Source organism: Mesorhizobium sp. IMUNJ 23232, from assembly GCF_044326205.1.
In the GTDB taxonomy this organism is placed as follows: Bacteria; Pseudomonadota; Alphaproteobacteria; order Rhizobiales; family Rhizobiaceae; genus Kumtagia.
The window spans coordinates 44,790-58,409 of the sequence record NZ_JBIRCY010000046.1 but is presented as its reverse complement, the minus strand read 5'-3'; the positions used below and the strand labels follow the sequence as shown (position 1 = coordinate 58,409).

Annotated in this window: 15 protein-coding genes; 2 read left to right on the top strand and 13 right to left on the bottom strand. The window is 64.4% G+C overall.

Annotated features, from left to right (window positions below):
• From ACH196_RS27420 to ACH196_RS27390, 7 genes are all read right to left on the bottom strand, one after another.
• Positions 1–389 (bottom strand): HK97 family phage prohead protease (locus tag ACH196_RS27420; protein ID WP_396650010.1); only part of this gene is annotated, 389 nt, incomplete at its 3' end.
• Entirely contained in the window at positions 386–718 is a 333-nt protein-coding gene (locus ACH196_RS27415) for a DUF6107 family protein (protein WP_396649302.1), read from the bottom strand. The genes ACH196_RS27420 and ACH196_RS27415, both read right to left, overlap by 4 nt.
• A gap of 95 nt (positions 719–813) precedes the next feature.
• Entirely contained in the window at positions 814–1,986 is a 1,173-nt protein-coding gene (locus ACH196_RS27410) for a phage portal protein (RefSeq protein WP_396649301.1), read from the bottom strand.
• Positions 1,987–2,069: 83 nt separating this feature from the next.
• A complete protein-coding gene (locus tag ACH196_RS27405) occupies positions 2,070–2,498 on the bottom strand; it encodes a GNAT family N-acetyltransferase (RefSeq protein ID WP_396649300.1) in 429 nt (142 codons plus the stop codon).
• 89 nt (positions 2,499–2,587) lie between these two features.
• The gene (locus tag ACH196_RS27400; protein WP_396649299.1) at positions 2,588–2,875 is read right to left on the bottom strand and encodes a DUF1778 domain-containing protein; all 288 of its coding nucleotides are present in this window, start codon (positions 2,873–2,875) and stop codon (positions 2,588–2,590) included.
• Positions 2,876–2,941: 66 nt separating this feature from the next.
• Positions 2,942–4,207 (bottom strand): DNA-packaging protein, encoded by a 1,266-nt coding sequence (locus ACH196_RS27395; protein ID WP_396649356.1) that lies wholly within the window; start codon positions 4,205–4,207, stop codon positions 2,942–2,944.
• Positions 4,179–4,685 carry a hypothetical protein gene (locus ACH196_RS27390; protein ID WP_396649298.1) on the bottom strand — a complete coding sequence of 169 codons (507 nt, stop codon included), beginning with the start codon at positions 4,683–4,685 and terminating at the stop codon, positions 4,179–4,181. Before ACH196_RS27390 ends, ACH196_RS27395 begins: the two co-directional genes overlap by 29 nt.
• Positions 4,686–5,239: 554 nt before the next feature.
• Between ACH196_RS27390 and blaOXA the strand changes: the two genes are divergently transcribed.
• A complete protein-coding gene (gene blaOXA, locus ACH196_RS27385) occupies positions 5,240–6,031 on the top strand; it encodes a class D beta-lactamase (protein WP_396649297.1) in 792 nt (263 codons plus the stop codon).
• Between the two features lie 46 nt (positions 6,032–6,077).
• On the opposite strand, the gene ACH196_RS27380 is transcribed toward blaOXA, so the two are convergent.
• Both ACH196_RS27380 and ACH196_RS27375 read right to left on the bottom strand, forming a co-directional pair.
• The gene (locus ACH196_RS27380; RefSeq protein WP_396649296.1) at positions 6,078–8,216 is read right to left on the bottom strand and encodes a calcium-binding protein; all 2,139 of its coding nucleotides are present in this window, start codon (positions 8,214–8,216) and stop codon (positions 6,078–6,080) included.
• 167 nt (positions 8,217–8,383) lie between these two features.
• The gene (locus ACH196_RS27375; RefSeq protein ID WP_396649295.1) at positions 8,384–8,641 is read right to left on the bottom strand and encodes a DUF1127 domain-containing protein; all 258 of its coding nucleotides are present in this window, start codon (positions 8,639–8,641) and stop codon (positions 8,384–8,386) included.
• Positions 8,642–8,749: 108 nt separating this feature from the next.
• On the opposite strand from ACH196_RS27375, the gene ACH196_RS27370 reads away from it, so the two are divergent.
• A complete protein-coding gene (locus ACH196_RS27370; protein ID WP_396649294.1) occupies positions 8,750–9,130 on the top strand; it encodes a hypothetical protein in 381 nt (126 codons plus the stop codon).
• A gap of 187 nt (positions 9,131–9,317) precedes the next feature.
• On the opposite strand, the gene ACH196_RS27365 is transcribed toward ACH196_RS27370, so the two are convergent.
• From ACH196_RS27365 to ACH196_RS27350, 4 genes are all read right to left on the bottom strand, one after another.
• Positions 9,318–9,917 (bottom strand): dihydroxyacetone kinase subunit L, encoded by a 600-nt coding sequence (locus ACH196_RS27365; protein WP_396649293.1) that lies wholly within the window; start codon positions 9,915–9,917, stop codon positions 9,318–9,320.
• A 2-nt stretch (positions 9,918–9,919) separates the two neighbouring features.
• Entirely contained in the window at positions 9,920–10,918 is a 999-nt protein-coding gene (locus ACH196_RS27360) for a dihydroxyacetone kinase subunit DhaK (RefSeq protein ID WP_396649292.1), read from the bottom strand.
• Between the two features lie 118 nt (positions 10,919–11,036).
• Positions 11,037–12,053 carry an ABC transporter permease gene (locus ACH196_RS27355; RefSeq protein WP_396649291.1) on the bottom strand — a complete coding sequence of 339 codons (1,017 nt, stop codon included), beginning with the start codon at positions 12,051–12,053 and terminating at the stop codon, positions 11,037–11,039.
• Between the two features lie 33 nt (positions 12,054–12,086).
• Positions 12,087–13,568, bottom strand: coding sequence for a sugar ABC transporter ATP-binding protein (locus tag ACH196_RS27350; protein ID WP_396649355.1), 1,482 nt, complete (start codon positions 13,566–13,568; stop codon positions 12,087–12,089).
• Positions 13,569–13,620: the final 52 nt, after the last annotated feature.

The following is a 13,620-nucleotide window of genomic DNA, read 5'->3' as shown; positions in this document are numbered from 1 at the left end:
GTCTTGGCATCGTTGCTCGCCTTCACGGCGCGAAAACCGATCGACAACCCGTCCAGCGCGCCGGCGCGCATCAGCGACAGCACTTCTCGTGCCCTAACGACGTTTTTCGCAAGTTGGCCGCGCACGAACAGGCCGCGCGTGTCCTCGCGAAGCTCGGTCCACACGCCGATCGGCTCGGCCGGATCATGCTGGTAGAGCATACGGATGCCGGCCGCGCCGCGGTCGCGGATCGAACGGGCGAAGGCGCCGCGCACCACCATGTCCTTGCCCAGGTCGACCGTGTCGAACAGGCTGGCATAGCCGCTGAAAGCGCCGTCCGGTTCCACCCCGGCCAGCCTGAAGCCGGCGTATTTGCGCTCGCGCGCCCTGTCCTGAACCCGTCCGGTCATTTGCCGCTCCTGAAGAGGCGGCCTATGCCGCCATTGCTGAAGGCCCGCTGCAGCAGGCCGAGCGCCCACCAGGCGCAAAGGCTGGCCGCCGCCGCGCCCATCAATGCCGTCTCGCCCGTGCCGATGATCTTCTCGATGCCGAGTTCGCTGGCGATCTTCAGGCCGGCCGTGCCGCCGAAGACCAGGCCGCAGACCAGTCCGACGGCAAACCGCACCGCCGCCTCGCGCCGCCCGGTCGGCAGGATGTAAGCAAGCGAGATCGCCGAGCCGGCAACCGCGCCCGCTCCCTTGGCGACCCAAAGCCAGGCCGCCTCGTTGAAGTCTGTCATTGTTGGAATTCCTGTCGTAGGGGCTGTAGGCAGTCGGCAATAGGCAGTCGAGGAAAATGCCTCCGAACGCTTCCCTACTGCCTACTGCCTACTGCCTACTGCCTACTGCCGTATCCAACCGCCTCCCGCTTCTCGTCGTCGCTGAGGAAACCGGCCGCCCCCACCCTCGCCCACAGCGCCTCGCGCTCGACGGCCAGTCCGTCGACCTGGTCGGCGTCGTACCAAAGCCGCAGGCCGTCGCCGAAAACCGGCGCCAGCCAGGCGGAAAACTCCCGCACGGTGCGCGCCACCAGCGGCAGCACGGTCATGCGGTAGAAGGCGCGGTTCGCCTCCTGATAGTTGGCGTAGGTATTGTCGCCCGGAACGCCGAGCAGCATCGGCGGCACGCCGAAGGCCAGCGCGATGTCGCGGCTGGCCGAATTCTTCGCCTCGATGAAATCCATGTCCTTCGGCGACAGGCCCATCACCTTCCAGTCCATCCCGCCCTCCAGCACCAGCGGCTTTCCCGCCTTCGCCGCGCCGGAATACTGTTCCTTCAGATCGGCCTTCAGCCGGTCGAACTGCTCGTCGGTGAGGTTGCCGCCATCCTTCGGCGCATAGACCAGCGCGCCGGAGGGCCGCGCCGAATTGTCGAGCAGCGCCTTGTTCCAGCGCCCCGCCGCATTGTGGGTGTCCAGCGCCATGAGCGCCGCCTCCAGCGGCGGAAAGCCGTGGATATCGTCGAGCGGATGGAACAGATTGAGATGCAGCGCCCCGCCGTCCTGCGCTGCCCCTGCCGGCACGCTGCGCCGTCCCTTGTCGGTCCGGTAGTCCAGCGCCACCGGCCAGCCCTGCCCATCACAAACCACCGACACGCGGTCGGGCCGTAGCAGATGCAGCTCGCGCAACGCCTCTCCGGCCTCGACCAATTCGACATAGGCGTTGCCGGAGATCAGCAAATGCCCGTAGAGCACCTCCAGAAAACTCGCGCCCGCCTGCCTTCGGTTCGGCCGCTCCAGCAGCGTGAGCAGGGGATGCTGCGACAGTTCCGCCGCGCCGTCATAGAGCAGCCACGGCACTGCCGAAGCCGTCCCGGCGATCAGCCGCACGGCGCGGTGCACGACCGGGTTCCTCATGAACCCCTCGCGCGCCAGGCCCGCATAGTCGCGCCGCGTCCACGCGGCCTCCGCCTGCATGTGCAAGGCGACGAAACCCAGCCCGCCGCTCTTGATTTCTGGCACGCCCTTGCCGTTCCGGGCGCTCCCGCGCCAGGGCCATTTCAGTTGCATCGGTGTTTCCTTGATTGGCGGGGCAGTGGGCAATGGGCAGTCGGAAGAGAAAGTGGCGAGATCTTCTTGCTACTGCCTACTGCCTATTCCTCGTCTCGCTCCGCCGCCGCGATCGACTGCAGAATATCAGTGATCGGCAGGACCAGCTTGAGCGGGTTGATCTTGGTTTCCTGAAAATGAAGCCGGCGGTAGAATTTGGCCGCCTCCTCATCGAGCGCATCGACCACCATGGCACGAAACGCTACCTGACGCGCAGCCAGGCAGGTGGTTTGAAGTGCGTGCGCAAGCAGTATCCGCCCCAGTCCATTGCCTTTGACATCGTTGTGAACCGCGAGCCGCGCCAGCAGCGCGATCGGCAGTTCGGTCGGTGCACCGTGTTTCGCCAGAGCCTTCGGTGCTTCCTTCCTGAACAGAACGCCGGCGCACAGGGCATAATACCCTTTGACCTCCATGGCGGCGTCCCGCACAACGAAGGTCCGCGTATAGTTCTCACGCTGGTTGTGCAGCGCCATGTCGCGCAGCCAGACGTCCAGCGTCGGGCGGCCACAGGTAAAATCGGCGACCCGATGATCCGGCGTCAGCAGTTCGGGCGGAAAAAGGCCTAGCCGCCCGAGTTCGCCCATTTGACCTTGTTCGCCGCCTTGAACAATTCGACCAGTTCTGGCCGCGGCTTGCCCGGTTTCGACAGCATTTCCTCGATCTCATCGAATAGCTGGGCGTCGAGATGGAAGAAGCGCTGGTCGAGCACAGCCTTCTCGGCCTGCGCCGACGCAGCCTCCAGCACAAACGCCGACAAGGTTTTGCCGCTTGCCAAAGCGCCGCGCCGGATCAAGTCAAGTTCCTCGCGCGACATGCGCACATTCAGGTTTTCTTTCTTCAGAGCAGGCATCGTCGAACTCCTTGCTCCGGATCATAGCAGAATGCGCCGTAATGACAATGTGAGCACAAAGAAACACTAATCCCCAATCGTCCTCACCCTCGGCTCTCCCGCGCGCCCCGGCGTCAACTCGCTCACCGCCCAGACCAGCGCGTCTACGCGGTCCGGCGAGCGGCCGCCGGAAAGACCGTCTAGGCCGAAGTCGCACATCTCGTCCTCCAGCGCGGGGAAGCGGCCGGCATGAACCACCCTCTCCTGCTGGTAGAGCATCTGCACCGGCTCGGCCCGCGTCCATTTTCCGTGCCGGGCGCGCACCGCCCTGACCGGAACCGAGGCGTCCGCCGCGCGGATCACCGCGCTCACCATGTCGCCGCCCTGGTTCACCTCGGCGACGATGCAGTCGGCTTCCAGCCGATGGAATAGGTTCACCGCGGCATTCGCCCAGGCCTGCGGCTTCGCCGCCCGCATGCTCGCGTCGGCCAGCACCACGATCCGCCCGTCAGCCGCCCTTCCCGCCGCGACGATGCCGCAGGCGTCGGAGGAGCGCCGCGAACTCGCCGGCGGATCGACCGCCACGACGATGCGCCCGACCTCCGGCGCCTCGGCCGCATAGGCCTTTTCGACCAGCTCGCGCGACCACAGCGCGTCCTCGCGATCCTCGATCAACTCGCCGTCGAGCTCCTGCCGGATGAGCCTGGAATTGCGATAACGCTCCGACAAAGCGACGATAAACCCCGGCGCCAGGTTTTTCATGTTCCCTGCCGTAGTAAAACGCGACACCACCACTGAAGGGTCGGCCATCAGCCGCTTCATCAGCTTCGTCGGCCTTGGCGTCGTCGTGATGACCTGCCTGGGCAGCGCGCCCAGGCGCAGTCCGAACTGCAGCATGTCGAAGGTCGCCTCGGCATTTTTCCATTTCGCCAGCTCGTCGCACCAGGCGGCGTGAAATTGCGGGCCACGCAGGCTTTCCGGGTCCTCCGAGGAAAACATATGCGCCACCGCGCCGGTCTCCCAGACTACACGGCGGCGACTCGGCTCGAAGCGGGCGCGGGTTTTTCGCGCCGTGGCGAGGATGCCGGACGGTCCCTCCACCATCACCTCGCGCACATCGCCCAGCGTCTCGCCCACCAGCGCGATCAGCGCGTGCCTGCGCTTCGCCACCGCGAAGGGCGGCAGGCCGCGCGCCACGGCGTTGACCCATTCGGCGCCCAGCCGCGTCTTGCCCGCCCCGCGCCCGCCGCTGACCAGCCAGATTGGCGGCAGGCCGAGCAGCAGCGGATATTGCTCGCCATGGGCGAAGGATATCCATTCGCCATCAGCCAGCTTCGCCCCCGCCAGGCCCAGATGCCCGTGCGACCATGCCTGCTGCGATTTCCATCGCGAGCTGGACAATCCGTTCGTTAATGCGATCGAGCGTATCGGCGACGTCTTCATCGTTCCTGATCTGATTTCCCTTGGCGGCCTCGTCGGACCGCATGATCTCGTCGATCTTCTCCACGCCGCGGATCATCGCCAGCATGGCGTCGATCTCCTGCTTGTCGATCTTCTTGCCTTCCTCCAGGCTCGCCGCCTGCACCGCCTCGACCTTGCCGAGCAGCCCGAGCGATATGGCGCGCACCCGCGCCAATATGTCCGGCTCCGGCTCGCGGTCGAGCTGCCAGCCTTCGCGCTCGGCGTCGGCGCGCAGGGTCCGTACAGACAGCGTACTGGCGTCGGCCAGAAGCTCCAGCGTCGGCTTCGCGCCTTCCGCCAGCAAACGCAGCGCCCGCTGGCGCGCCAGGGGGCGTTTCACCTGCCCTTTGGGCGGCGATTGTTTTGGCATTTTATTTTCCCGATTGAGGTCGAACGGTGCGGCCGGCTCCCTTCTCCCCGTTCACGGGGAGGTCCGCAGGACGGCCCGAGGGGCCGGATGAGGGGCGGCGCCAACCCGCGTCGGGAGCGTCTGCCTCCGCCGCTTCGCGCCACTCACACTTTTCGGACGATAACTGAACCCTACCAGACCACCGTCACGCCGTCAAGGACTTTTTTCCTATTCCTGCGAGAAAATTCGCGACGCCCAAATTCGCGCCCCGGACGCGGCTCGAATCCCGAGCCGGATGGTCGGCGCTCCCTGATCAGCTTCCCGTGATGGCCGGACCGCCACAATGTCCGGCCTCCCGACACCCTTGGTCCGGTTGGTGGCGCCCAAATCGGGTTGCGCACCTGCCAACCCCATGTCCCGGCTGTCCTTTCCAGGCATGACCTGTTCCCCGGCGGCGTTCCTGCTTTGTCGACCGGCAACGTCAGAGGTTTGCCTGTCGGTCGCAGTCACTGTCGCTTAACCATCCCGCGCTACCGCTGCCCAATGGCGGGCATCGGTAGAACTGGAAACCGGAAATGCGCATCCTGATCACTTTCGCCCTCGCCCTGCTCACGCTGCCGGCCGAAGCCAAAACCCTGTGCACGGCGCTGGCCGACGCCGCCAGCGGCAAGATGCTGGTGCAGGAGGGCGACTGCGAGACACGCGTCACCCCGGCCTCCACCTTCAAGATCCCGCTCGCCCTGATGGGCTACGATTCCGGTTTCCTGAACGACGAGCACGCGCCCCCGTTGCCGTTCCGTGAGGGTTATCCGGACTGGATCAAGGCCTGGCGCACCGACATCGACCCGGCCGCATGGATGAAAAATTCCGTCGTCTGGTATTCGCAGCGGATTACCGAGAACCTCGGCGAGGCGCGTTTTCGCGGCTATGTCGAAGCGTTCGACTACGGCAACGAGGACGTTTCCGGCGATCCCGGCAAGAACAACAGCCTCGAGCGTTCGTGGATCGCCTCGTCGTTGAAAATCTCGCCGGTCGAGCAGGTCGAGTTCCTCCGCAAGCTGGTGCGGCGCGAACTGCCGGTCTCGGCCGCCGCCTACGACATGACCGCGGCGATCACCGCCCAGCCGCCGCTGCCCGGCGGATGGCAGTTGCACGGCAAGACCGGCTCCGCCTTTTCGCGCAAACCCGACGGCTCGCCGGACCGCGACCGCGCCTATGGCTGGTTCGTCGGCTGGGCGACGCGCGGTGATCGGACGATTGTCTTCGCCCGGCTGATCCAGACGGAAAAGCGCGAGGCCATCGGCTCCGGCCTTGTCGCCCGCGACGCTTTTCTGAAGGAGTTGCCAGGCCTGTTGCCGGAATCCTGAGCCGGCCGCGGTCGCCGCGGCCGGCTCTAACGAAACGAGGCTCGCCTCAGATGATCAAGAAGTCGGCCGCCGTCAGGCCCGGCGCTCCGGTCAGCGTCGCGATCACCGTCACCCCGCCGGCGGCGGAGCCGTTGGCGTCGTAGCGCAGGATGCCGGTGTCGGTTTCGTAGATGAAATGCTGGTCGAGCGTCGTCGCAACCCCGGCGGCGTTCGCGACGAAATGTTTTGCGGCGAGCGCGCCCTTGGCGAGACCGCCAAAGACATCGCCGTCGAAACGCAGCGTATCGTTGTTGCCGGTGACATTCTGGAATTCGCGGATCGTGTCGCCGCCGTCGCTCAGCGCCAGATAGTCGAACCTGTCGTTGCCGCCGCCGCCGCTGAGCGAATCCTTTCCGGCGCCGCCGAAGAGCACGTCATTGCCGTCGCCGCCGGCGAGCAAGTCGGCACCGCCGCGGCCCGTGAGCTTGTTGGCAAGGCTGTCGCCGCGAAGCACATCGTCGAAATTGGAACCGGCTAGAGCCTCCATCCCCTGCTGGTTGTCGCCCTCCGCATCGCCGGTGCCGGCAAACGTATTGTCGAGCGCGAAACGCACCCCCTTGTCCGCGCTGGCGTAGCTGATGGTGTCAAAACCGTCGCCGCCTTCGAAGCGGTCGCGGCCCGCCCCGCCGTCGAGCACGTCGTTGCCGTCCTCGCCGTGAAGCTGGTCGTCGCCGCCGCCGGAGATCAGCACGTCGTTGCCACCGCGTCCGCCGATGGCGTCCTTGCCGGCGCCGGTCTCGATCACATTGGCCAAGTCGTTGCCGATGCCGATGAAATCGCCGGTCGCGAGCGAGGTAAGGTTCTCGAAATTGTCACCGAGCTTGTAGCTGTTGAGCAAGCTGAGAACCGTGTCGGTGCCCTGGCCGACTGACTCGATCACCACTTCGCCGATGGTATCGACGACGTAGAAATCATTGCCGGCGCCGCCCTCCATGGTGTCGAGACCGGTGCCGCCATCCAGAAAATCATTGCCCGTGCCGCCATAGAGGCGGTCGGCGTCGGCGCCGCCATAAAGCTGGTCGTTGCCGGTCTGGCCGAACATATCGTCCTCGCCCGCCTCGCCGAAGATCAGGTCGTCGCCACGGACGATGAGCGCGCCGGAATCGAAAGCCGATTCGCCATAGATGCGGTCATTGCCGGCCCCGCCATAGATGGTGTCGTTGCCGCCGACGACGCGCGAGCCGTTCTCGATCCGCTCGGCTTCGCCGGAGATGACGTCGTCGCCATTGTTGCCGCTCAGCCGGTCGTCGCCGGCATAGAGCCGCCCGCCGGTGACATACCGGACGTCGCCGTAGATTTCATCGCGCACCAGGCCGCCATCGATCCGGTCGTCGCCACCGTAAACCAAAGTGTCGGTATTCTGGGCGGCGGCATCGCCGATCAGCGTCCCGTGGAAATCAGGTCCAGCGGCAATGTAGTCGTTGCCGCCGACCAGTTGGGCCACCCGGCCGCTCATGCCCTCGACGATCACGACGTCGCCGACCGCCATCGACTGCGCGTGTGTCGACTGAATGTAGATGGTGTCGTTGCCGCCGGTGAGTTTTCCGGAAGCAAAAAGCACTTCGGCATCGCCGGAGAAGGACTGGAACGCCGTGGTGGCGGCTCCGGTGATGTCGTCCACGCCGCCACGGTAGTCGACGAGAGCGGAAGTCGTGCTCCTGCTTCCGACCTGGGAAACGTCGCCCATCGCGGTGGTCTGGGCGTCGCCGGGCTGGATGATGTCGTTGCCGCCGGTCGCCCCGGCCCGCGCGGAAATACCGTCGCCGAACAGCTTGAACTCGTCGTCGGGACCGGCAGTCGCCAGCGAGGCGCCGGTGATGACGTCATTGCCTTCGAGGAAGCGCCAGAAACTGTCCGGACCGGCGAGCAGGGCTTGCGGTTCGAGGGAGATGCCGGTGATGACGAGTTCCGGCCGGGCGGCGTCATAGGCGCCGGTATCCAGTTCGATCTTGGTGACGGTGCCGGACACCGGCCGTCCGTCCGCGCCATAGGTCATGTTCTCACCCTGCAGCACGACCGAACTCCCGGCTGTGGTGAGATAATTGAAGTAGAACGGCAGCGTTGCTCCGCCCTTGCTGAAGGTGACAAGGTTGGGGTCCGCCATGTCGAGGGACGCGGTTGCCTTGCTGAAATCCAGGGTAGCCATGGTCATAGTTCCTTTTTGACGATCCGGCGGCGCGCAGGGGCCGCAACGGCTTCGCGCCGTCCACGGATCGGATGCGTTGATGTGGTTCAGACGAGGTGGCGCGGCGGACTGGGACCGGCTTTCAAGCCGGTTCGCTTCGCCGCGCCGGTTGCGGGAAACTCAGCGGGTCATTCGCCGGACGGCCGCAGCCATTCCGCGGACGCCGCCTTACGGAAACGCGTCGAGGACGAGATCTCGCAGCGCGCGATACCCATGTCCTTCAGCATGTGATCCGGCATCGCATGCAGCCTGGCACGGCCCTGCCTCATGCGGATTGCGCGGTGCACGAAACCCGCTGCCTGGCCGAACTTCGGCCCGAACGCGCGGGCGATTGTCATGACGTCGAATATATGGGAAGCGGCTTCCGCTCTCCTGGGGCTGGTCATTGTCTTTCTCCTTTGGCAACTTGCCTTGTGCCCCTTAGGAGACATGTTGAACTTTCAAACAAGTTCAGAAACTGTATTGCGCAGTGATTCAGGTGCTTGCGAAAGGCGATGAATCGAATCGAATTGGCAATAACAACACATTGTGTGCAACATCACACAGATTCGCTCGGCCAAAATAAGTTGGAAAATTGCGGCGATTTGGCCGCTTCTGCCCGCTTTCGATCAAAGGCGGCGTTTCTTACCACCGCCGGGTTGTGCCCGTTCGACGCGAGATCCTCGACGGCCTCCGGCCTGTCAAAAAGCCGTGCCTTGGCGTGCCGCCCATGGTGCCGGCATCATTTTTCCAAGCAGTTGAAAGAATTGATGAAACACACCGTCGTCGGCATTCTGCGGGAAGACGCTGATACGATCGAACGAAAACTTCCCAAGATCACGCGAAACCTGACGTGTTTGGCCAGATCGTTGTGCCGAACGGCATCCGACACTTGAGAAACGGGATCGGCCGCTGTCGATGCGAGGCATCCGGCCTGTGTTCGATCCCAGGCGGTTTCCAGCCCGATTCAGTTTCTGTACTCCGAATTGTCCTGGAGAGATAGTGCGCACCATGTCGCCGATGTGAAACGCAGGCAGCCGCCCCACCGTGACGGCTTTTTTGAGGAGTAGCCGGCTCGCTAACTCAAACCGCGTCGATCATCACCTTGAACGCCACCATGCCGGGATCCTCCATGCCGATGGTGCGCTCGGCAAAAATCCGCGCCCGCCCGATCTTGTTCGGCTTGTCACGGAATTCGGCCATCGCCTGATCCGTGCCCTGCCGCAGCGCCGCCAGCAGTTCCGCCGGATCGTCCTTGCCGGCGCCAGTCCTAGCCGCGCCGGACACCGCGTCCATGACGGTCTTGTCGCCGAGGCTGGCTTTTCCGCGCGCCATCATCGCCTCGACAGCCTTGTCGAGAAAACCCGGCACCTCGCTCCAGGCGACCTCGGTCCTTCCCTTGGTCAACTTCGCCGCCGCCATCATGCTGGTCGCCAGCAACGTACCGAAGCTGGAACTCGACACCTTGGACACCGCCCCTGCCCCCAGCATCAGCGCCATGCCGACGTCGTCCGGCCAGGTATCCTTGATGCGGTCGAGTTCGCGAAACGCCTTTATCAGCGTGATCCCCAGGTCGCCGTCGCCAATCTGGCCGTCGAGAGCGGTCAGCCTTTCGTGCTCGGTCTCCAGCGCTGCCAGAATTTTCGCCACCCCCTGCCGCAGCGAATTGACCGTTAGCGCCATGGTCACACCTTCCAGAAGGCGCAGGCCGCCGGCGCGGTCAAGAATTTCTCCAACTCGCCATCCAGCGGCAGGACGGTCAGCGAGGCGCCCGCCATCTCCATTGAGGTCGCATAGCGCCCCACCAGCGGATGGGCGATTTTCAGCCCCGCATCCTCGATGCGGTCGGCGATCCGGTCGTAGAGAATGAAAAGTTCCTCTACCGGCGTGGCTCCCAGGCTGTTTACCAGCACCGTGACCCGCTCGCCTCGCGGCAGCGACAGGTCCGCCAGCACTGGATCCAGCATCGCATCGGCTATCTCCCTGGCCGGCCTCAATTTTTCGCGCTTCACACCGGGCTCGCCATGGATGCCCATGCCGACCTCCATCTCGTCGTCGCCGATTGAAAAAGTTGGCTTTCCGGCCTGTGGCACGGTGCAGGGCGACAGCGCCACGCCCATGGTGCGGCAGCCGTCCGCCGCTTTCTGCGCAACCCGTGTCACCTCATCCAGATCAAGCCCGGCATCGGCGGCAGCTCCCGCGATCTTGAAGGTCAGCACCATACCGGCCACGCCGCGCCTTTTCTCGCGCTCGGCAATCGGGGCGCTCGCCACGTCGTCGGCAAGCAGCACGGTCGTCGAGGATATCTCATCGAACTCAACCATTTCGCCGGCCATGTCGAAATTCATGACGTCGCCGCCATAGTTGCCGTAGAGCCTGAGCACCCCTGCCCCGCCATTGGCAGCGCGCATGGCGGTGGCCATCTCGTCGGCGGAAGGAGACGCAAAGACGTCGCCGCTGGCGACCGCGTCCAGAAACCCCGGCCCGACATAACCGGTGAAAATCGGCAGGTGGCCCGAGCCGCCTCCCGAGACTATCCCCACCTTGCCCTTGACCGGCCCACCAGCCCGGGCGATCACCCGCGTCGTACCTTCAACCAGTTGATAATATTGCGGATAAGCGCGGCAAAGCCCCTTCAGCGTCTCTTCGGCATAGCTGAACGGGTCGTTCAAGATCTTCTTCACGACGAATCCTCCAGGAACTTCAACCAGAACCGCTCCTGCCCTCGGCTACGGCCTCGGGCGTTCGCATCCTTTGAAAGGTCCACCGTACCTTCCAATTCGCCTTGGGCGAACCGGATGCTTACTCCCGCGCGCTTTCCCTCAGCTTCTGGGCGTAGACGTTGATTACCAGCGCGGCCAGCAGGATCAGGCCGCGGATCAAAATCTTCAGGAAACTATCGATCTGGATATGGTCGAGCCCGTTGTTCAGCACGCCCAGCACCATCAGGCCGATGATGGTGTTGCCGATGCCGCCGCGCCCGCCGAAGAGGCTGGTGCCACCGACAACAACCGCGGCAATCGCGTCGAGCAGAAAAGTGTCGAACTGGTTCTGCTGCGCCGAGCCGAAATAGGCAACGCCGATCATGCCGGCGATGCCCGAGCACATGGCGGAAATCACCATCACGGCGCCGATGATCATCTTGACGTTGACGCCGGAATACTCGGCCGCCTCGCGGTTGCCGCCGACCATATAGACGTAGCGGCCGAAGCGCGTGTAGGTCAGCACCAGATGCGCCACCAGCATGAACAGCAGACAGACCACGATCGACCATTTGACCCCGAGGATCGTGCCCGAGCCCAGCGTGGTGATCAGGTCGGGAAAATTATAGGCGATCTGGCCGCGCACCAGCATGGCGGACATGCCGTTGGCGATCTGCATCATGGCCAGCGTCATGATGAAGGAAGGGATGCCGATACCCACCACACCAAAGGCGGTTACCAGCCCCAGCGTCAGGCAGGCGGCAAGCGTCAAAATGATGGCGATCCAGCCCTGCATCGGCAGGTTGGCGATGTTCACGTATTCGGGCTGGATGGTGAAATAGGCCACCAATATGCCTATGGCATTGGCTATAGCCGCCACCGACAGGTCGATCTCGGCCGTCAGGATCACGAAGGTCAGGCCGACCGCGATGATGCCGGTGATCGAGGCCTGGCTCAAAATGTTCATGAAATTGTCGAAGGTGCGGAAACTCTCGGCCTGGGTCGCAAAGAAGATCACCAGCACGATCAGCGTGAACACCGGCGCGATGTTGCGCATCTGCTCGGCGAGGAACCGCTTCAGTTCGAACGGCCGCGCCGTTTCGGTCGCCATGCTCATCCCAATTCCCCCGAAGTATCCGTTTCGCGCCGTTCACGCCGCATCGAGCAGGTCCGTCTTGTCGATGTGGCCGCGCGTGAATTCCTTTGCCACCACGCCGCGCTTCAGCACCGTCACCCGGTCGGCCAAGGTCAAAATCGTCTCCGGCTCGGTCGACAGCACAAGGATAGCCACACCGCGGTCGCGCAGCGACTTGACGATGCGGATCACGTCCTCCTTGGCGCCGACATCCATGCCGCGCGTCGGCTCGGACAGGATCAGCACCTTCGGCAGTTCCGTCAGCCACTTGGCCAGAGCTACCTTCTGCTGGTTGCCGCCGGAGAGATTACCGAGCGCGATGTCGGCACGCGGCGGCCTGATCTGCAGGTCCTCGATATGCCTCACCGCGATGTCCCGCTCCTTGCGCGGCTTGAGCAGAACACGGTGGATACGGCCCAGTATGGCGATGGAGATGTTCTTGAACACCTGTTCGGTGCGAAACAGCATCATGCGCCGGCTCTCCGGCAGGTAGGCGATACCGGCGCGGCGCGCCGACGCGGTCGAGCCGAAGCGCACCGGCTTGCCGTTCAGCACAAGACTGCCGGCGCGCAAAAAACCCTTGCCGAACAGGATGCGCGACAGCTCGACCTGGCCGCAGCCCATGAAGCCGTAGACGCCGGTGATCTCACCGCTCCTGAGTTTTAGCGAAACGTCGCGGACCATCTGTCCGTCGCTCAGGCCGCTGGCTTCCAGCACGACGGGCTTGGCATCGTCGCCCCTGAGTTCCGAGCTTTCGCCCATATGCATGTCGACCGAGCCGCGGCCGATCATGTATCCGATGATGGAATCCTTGGTCAGCGCCTGCGTCCGCTCGGTCACCACCTTGCGGCCGTTGCGGAACACGGTGACGCGGTCGGAAATCGCCAGCACGTCGTCCAGGAAATGCGAGATGAAGACGATGGTGCGGCCCTGGCTTTTCAGCCGCCGCAGCGCCTCGAACAGGCGGGCCACTTCCGGTGGCGACAGCGCCGAGGTGGGCTCGTCGAGAATGATGATCTTTGCGCCGGAAAACAGCACGCGCGACAATTCGACGAGCTGCTGGATGCCGACCGGCAGGCTGCCCATGCGGGCTGTCGGCTCGATATTGAGCCCGAGGCTCGCAAGCTGCACCCTCGCCTCGCGGCGCATGCGGCGCCAGTCGACGACGCCGCCGGCGACCAGCGGCTGGACGCCGAGGAAGACGTTTTCGGCCACCGTCAAATCCGGCACGATCGACAGTTCCTGGTGCACCATGCCGATGCCGGCGGCCAGCGCCTCGCCCGGCGAGCGGAAATGCACGCTCCTGCCGTCGACCCGCATGTCGCCCTCGAAACCGTGATGGACGCCGGCGATGATCTTCATCATCGTCGACTTGCCGGCGCCGTTCTCGCCGACCAGCCCGTGGATCTCGCCGGGGGCGAGGTCGAAATCGACGTCGCGCAAGGCATGCACGCCACCAAAAGCCTTCGACACGCCGACCATTTCCAGGATCGGCATGGCGGCGGATGAATTGGCCGGGGACTCGGTCGAGCCCCCGGCCGCTATCGAA

Coding starts and splice junctions, on each gene's coding strand:
- ACH196_RS27415 (WP_396649302.1), bottom strand. CDS start 718: ATGACAGACTTCAACGAGGCGGCCTGGCTTTGGGTCGCCAAGGGAGCG.
- ACH196_RS27410 (WP_396649301.1), bottom strand. CDS start 1,986: ATGCAACTGAAATGGCCCTGGCGCGGGAGCGCCCGGAACGGCAAGGGC.
- ACH196_RS27405 (WP_396649300.1), bottom strand. CDS start 2,498: ATGGCGCTGCACAACCAGCGTGAGAACTATACGCGGACCTTCGTTGTG.
- ACH196_RS27400 (WP_396649299.1), bottom strand. CDS start 2,875: ATGCCTGCTCTGAAGAAAGAAAACCTGAATGTGCGCATGTCGCGCGAG.
- ACH196_RS27390 (WP_396649298.1), bottom strand. CDS start 4,685: ATGCCAAAACAATCGCCGCCCAAAGGGCAGGTGAAACGCCCCCTGGCG.
- blaOXA (WP_396649297.1), top strand. CDS start 5,240: ATGCGCATCCTGATCACTTTCGCCCTCGCCCTGCTCACGCTGCCGGCC.
- ACH196_RS27380 (WP_396649296.1), bottom strand. CDS start 8,216: ATGGCTACCCTGGATTTCAGCAAGGCAACCGCGTCCCTCGACATGGCG.
- ACH196_RS27375 (WP_396649295.1), bottom strand. CDS start 8,641: ATGACCAGCCCCAGGAGAGCGGAAGCCGCTTCCCATATATTCGACGTC.
- ACH196_RS27370 (WP_396649294.1), top strand. CDS start 8,750: ATGAATCGAATCGAATTGGCAATAACAACACATTGTGTGCAACATCAC.
- ACH196_RS27365 (WP_396649293.1), bottom strand. CDS start 9,917: ATGGCGCTAACGGTCAATTCGCTGCGGCAGGGGGTGGCGAAAATTCTG.
- ACH196_RS27355 (WP_396649291.1), bottom strand. CDS start 12,053: ATGAGCATGGCGACCGAAACGGCGCGGCCGTTCGAACTGAAGCGGTTC.
- ACH196_RS27350 (WP_396649355.1), bottom strand. CDS start 13,568: ATGCCGATCCTGGAAATGGTCGGCGTGTCGAAGGCTTTTGGTGGCGTG.